General features: G+C 25.8%; 6 protein-coding genes and 1 tRNA gene. 2 read left to right on the top strand and 5 right to left on the bottom strand.

What is annotated here, in order from left to right; all coding sequences use genetic code 11:
* Positions 1-29: 29 nt before the first annotated feature.
* Both Q0J90_RS04450 and Q0J90_RS04445 read left to right on the top strand, forming a co-directional pair.
* A tRNA-Tyr gene (locus tag Q0J90_RS04450) sits at positions 30-112 on the top strand.
* Positions 113-153: 41 nt separating this feature from the next.
* A complete protein-coding gene (locus Q0J90_RS04445; protein ID WP_297276761.1) occupies positions 154-477 on the top strand; it encodes an STAS domain-containing protein in 324 nt (107 codons plus the stop codon).
* Here Q0J90_RS04445 and Q0J90_RS04440 read toward each other — a convergent pair.
* From Q0J90_RS04440 to Q0J90_RS04420, 5 genes are read right to left on the bottom strand one after another with little or no spacing between them, the layout of a single operon-like run.
* On the bottom strand, positions 472-1,479 hold the full coding sequence (locus Q0J90_RS04440) for a (Fe-S)-binding protein (protein ID WP_297276760.1): 1,008 nt from the start codon (positions 1,477-1,479) through the stop codon (positions 472-474). The two genes, Q0J90_RS04445 and Q0J90_RS04440, sit on opposite strands and share 6 nt — an antisense overlap.
* Positions 1,480-1,488: 9 nt before the next feature.
* On the bottom strand, positions 1,489-2,169 hold the full coding sequence (locus Q0J90_RS04435) for a TIGR04283 family arsenosugar biosynthesis glycosyltransferase (RefSeq protein WP_297276759.1): 681 nt from the start codon (positions 2,167-2,169) through the stop codon (positions 1,489-1,491).
* Positions 2,170-2,171: 2 nt separating this feature from the next.
* A complete protein-coding gene (locus Q0J90_RS04430) occupies positions 2,172-2,834 on the bottom strand; it encodes a TIGR04282 family arsenosugar biosynthesis glycosyltransferase (protein WP_297276758.1) in 663 nt (220 codons plus the stop codon).
* Positions 2,835-2,836: 2 nt separating this feature from the next.
* Positions 2,837-3,238: a hypothetical protein gene (locus Q0J90_RS04425; protein ID WP_297276757.1), complete on the bottom strand. Its 402-nt coding sequence runs from the start codon at positions 3,236-3,238 to the stop codon at positions 2,837-2,839.
* Positions 3,239-3,258: 20 nt separating this feature from the next.
* Positions 3,259-3,966 (bottom strand): YdjY domain-containing protein, encoded by a 708-nt coding sequence (locus tag Q0J90_RS04420; protein ID WP_297276756.1) that lies wholly within the window; start codon positions 3,964-3,966, stop codon positions 3,259-3,261.
* Between the last annotated feature and the right edge of the window lie 132 nt (positions 3,967-4,098).

Below are 4,098 nucleotides of genomic sequence, written 5' to 3'. Positions count from 1 at the left end.
ATTATGCTTTTACGTTTTCAAATTAATATGGGTAGGTGGCCGAGCAGTCAATGGCAGCAGACTGTAAATCTGCCGACGTGAGTCTACGGGGGTGCGAATCCCTCCCTGCCCACATTCTTTTTTACGCAATACTTTTTAATAAAGGATTGTATTTTGGCTATAGAATTTTATAATGAATACATATCCATAGTTATGGAAGCTAATTTAAGCTCCTCCGAAGAAATAGCAAAATTCGTTGAAGATTCAGATGAAGCATGTAATATTAGAATGCCTGTAGTTGTTCTTGATATGAAAAATGTAAGAGAAATAAATAGTGCTGGTATTGCTAAAATGCTTAAACTGTATAAAAATCTGCAATCATTAAAAGTAAAACTATTTATGATTAATTTACATGAATCTGTTACTCCTATATTAAAAAGTCTGATGATATTTAGTTTAATCAAGTATTTTGACGATCCTAAAGACTTTCTTCTATAATCTAAAAAATTTAAACATTGCTCTGCTTAATAAAGAAGTTTTATTTTTTATCTTAGAATTATCCATATTGAATATATCAAGCAAAATATGATGAATATTTTTTATATTATTTCTATTAAAATTGCCGGCACATGTTGCACAGTACACATATATATTTTCTAATTTTTTGTTTTTCAGCTTTTCTATAAATCCTTGTGATAATTCTTTTTCATTAACGATAGCACAACCACCAAGTCCGCAGCAATTAATATCATTTATATCTTTAATTTGATTTTTATCTAAATCAATAATATTTAATATAGAATTTTTTATATATTTTGATTCTTTATCAGGACAAGGTATAAAAAGATTTATCTGTTCATCATTATTATTTAACTTAAATTTCAATCCTAATTCGTATAATTTTTCATATATGGTTATGATTTTTATATTAATTCTAGGTTTTAAAAAGTAATAACAATTAGGGCATAACGTTATTATCTCTTTTATTCCATTTAATGCCATGTTTTTTTCTAATTTGTTTATTATATCATTTTCATAATCTGTTATGCCTAATTCAGCTATAGGCTTACCGCAGCAGTCAAATATAACACCAATATTATATTCTTTCTTAAATTTATTTAGTATATTTTTTAATGCATCAGGATAAAATGATGAAAAATTGCAGCCTGGAAATATTACAGATTCGCTGATTATATTATTATAGTTTTTAAAAATATAGTCTTTTTTCTCAAACAATAGGAATTTATATTTTTTTTCAATTTCTTTTCTATTTTCTATATCTTTATCAGCCTTACTGCTTCTTAAAGATAAGGATATTTTATTTCCGTCTATATCTTTAGGGCAAACAATTTTACAATCATTGCATAAAAAACAATTATAAGCTAAATCATCTCTCTTAGAAAACTCTTCTAAATCCATATTATATTTAGTTAAAAAGCTGCATTTTTTTACGCATCTATTACAATGAATACAGTCTTTGACATTATCCGGCATTTCCATAAAAAATCCTCATTTCATATTATTATATATATTAGCTATTTTTTCTATACTTTCACCATTTCTAAACATATATTGAAGTTTCTGCATATATATCATAGTTTTTATAATTCCATTTTTTTCAAAACGTCTTGAAGATGAAATTATATATGAATTAATATTTATAATAGGGGATATTTTTTTTAATTTTATTGATAATTTATAATCTTCCATAAGAGGCATATCATCAAACATTCCTATATCAAAAAATAATTTTCTTTCTATAAATATTCCCTGATCTCCGAATGCTATATGTCTTAATCTTACTCTTAAATTAGATAAAAATCCGCATATACGCATTAATATTTTATTGCTGTCAAATTTTATTTTTAAACATCCTGCTTTGTTATTATTTTTGATAAAATTTTCTATTTTTATTAGTACATCTTTTTCTATAATACTATCAGCATGCAGAAACAAAAGTATATTATATTTACTTTCTTTAGCCCCTGCATTTAATTGTTTAGCTCTGCCTTTATCAGAATTAACTATTTTATAATTACTAATATCTTCTATTATATTAACTGTTTTATCGCTGCTTCCGCCGTCAGAAAATATTACTTCAAATTCTCCATCTAACTCATTCAAATTTTTAATTAATCTCTCTATTATATTTTCTTCGTTTAATATAGGTATAATTATAGAAACAGACACACCTAAAATCCTATGCTTTTCAAAAAGTTCTTTGTATTTTCTAACACTATTTTATTATTATTTATTCTATTACTCAATTCAATTAAATCATCATATTCATCAATATCATATCTTTTTTCTATTATTGAATATTTTAAATTAATATTCTCTATAGCATTCAAAATATTATTAAGCGTACCGCTGTTAGTTTTAACTATTACATCATTGTATTCTTTCATTCCAACTAAATAATATCCTCCGTCATAACTAGGACCGAATACAAAATCATTATCATTTAATAAATTAAAAGAATCAATTATATTTTCTTTGCTTATTTCAGGTATATCAGTTCCTATTAATATAGATTTTTTATAACCTAAAGAAAATACTTCTTTCATAGAATTATAAATTTTATCATTTTCATTCGGGGTATTTACTGCCTGTTTTATATACAGCTTTTCATCATAAAATATTTCTTTTAATATATTTAAATCCCCATCCGGATTATAAGATATAATAATATCAATGTCATTATATTTTAGTTCTTTCATTTTTATATATATATCTTTTAAAAAGCATTGATGTATATCAGCACATTCTTCCGGCAGTAATTTTGTCTGCAGTCTAGTTTTTGTTTTACCTGCGATTGGTATTCTTGTAAATATTATTAAAGCATTGGATTTCATTACTATGATCTTTTCTTTATTAATGATGAAACAGATATAATTAATATACCTGCTATTATAAATATAGACAATATAGTATTTATTAAATTTAGCTTTAATGATCTAAAAATGAATAAACCGTCTCTTACAATTGAAGATGGAGTATATGCTATGGCTGACGGAGATAATATTATTAAAGTTAGTATAAAACATAAAACTAGATTGATAAGCGAAAATATTAAATATTTTTTAAAAATATGTTTTTTATTATTAACAAAAGAAAATATTATAAATAATAAAGCCCATATTACAAAAAAACATAATCCTATATTAACACGCATTTCAAGCCATACATTTTTAAACATCATAAAAGCAATAAGCATAGCCCATAAAAAAGTATTATATAACACAACAAAATATTTCACTTATCAATCCTTTTATTTTATTAATTATTTGTAGCTATTCTGAATATAACAGAAACTCTAGTACCGTCTGCAGGCAATACATCTTCTCTTCCGTATCTGCCTATTTTTTTGATTTCAACAGCACCAGTTTCATAAGCTGCATCGCTAGTTATGCCAACTGCACAGCTGTCAAGACATAGTATGCATCCTGTTCTTTTATCTTTAGCATTCTCTAAATTTCCGCCGAATCTAATATCCATAGGTCTTTCATCATCAGATCTTATTATATCAGCGAAAGGAATTTCTTTTCCTAAACCATCCCAAGTAACAAATACATCAAGTTTTTGACCATCAACTGTTTTTTCTAATTTCATATCTTCCATAGTTAAATTGTTGCCTGGTACTGCTCCTATATCAATTAATGCTTGATAGAATTCTCTTTCATCAGCTAATCCTCTTAAAACAGATTTATCTCCGTTAGAACCTCTGTCAAATACAACACCATGTCTTGTTGGTGAATTAAAATATTTACCATTTACCTCTGCTGGAACTATAACCTCTTTTTTCTCCATGTCTATTATAACAGGTTCAGCTCCTTCATCTCTTAATATTACACTGCCTACAGAATTAGTTAATTCTGTGTTGGAATCAGCAGCAGCTGCAGTATCAGTTGTTGCTGGTGTTTGTTTATTACATGATACAATTAATGATACAAATAATAAACAAGTTAAAATAATTTTTTTGTTCATACTTTTCTCCTATTTATATTTATAAAAATTGTTCGCATTAACTCTCTGGAAAATAAATTTTCCAGAGGCTCACAATTTTTATTTTTGTTATATTCATAAAAATTGCTCGCTTATAATTACCTGCCATTCTAA

Origin of the sequence: uncultured Brachyspira sp., assembly GCF_944390595.1 — a bacterium.
GTDB lineage: Bacteria > Spirochaetota > Brachyspiria > Brachyspirales > Brachyspiraceae > Brachyspira.
This window is presented reverse-complemented; position numbering and strand designations above follow the sequence as displayed.

Coding starts and splice junctions, on each gene's coding strand:
- Q0J90_RS04440 (WP_297276760.1), bottom strand. CDS start 1,479: ATGGAAATGCCGGATAATGTCAAAGACTGTATTCATTGTAATAGATGC.
- Q0J90_RS04430 (WP_297276758.1), bottom strand. CDS start 2,834: ATGAAATCCAATGCTTTAATAATATTTACAAGAATACCAATCGCAGGT.
- Q0J90_RS04420 (WP_297276756.1), bottom strand. CDS start 3,966: ATGAACAAAAAAATTATTTTAACTTGTTTATTATTTGTATCATTAATT.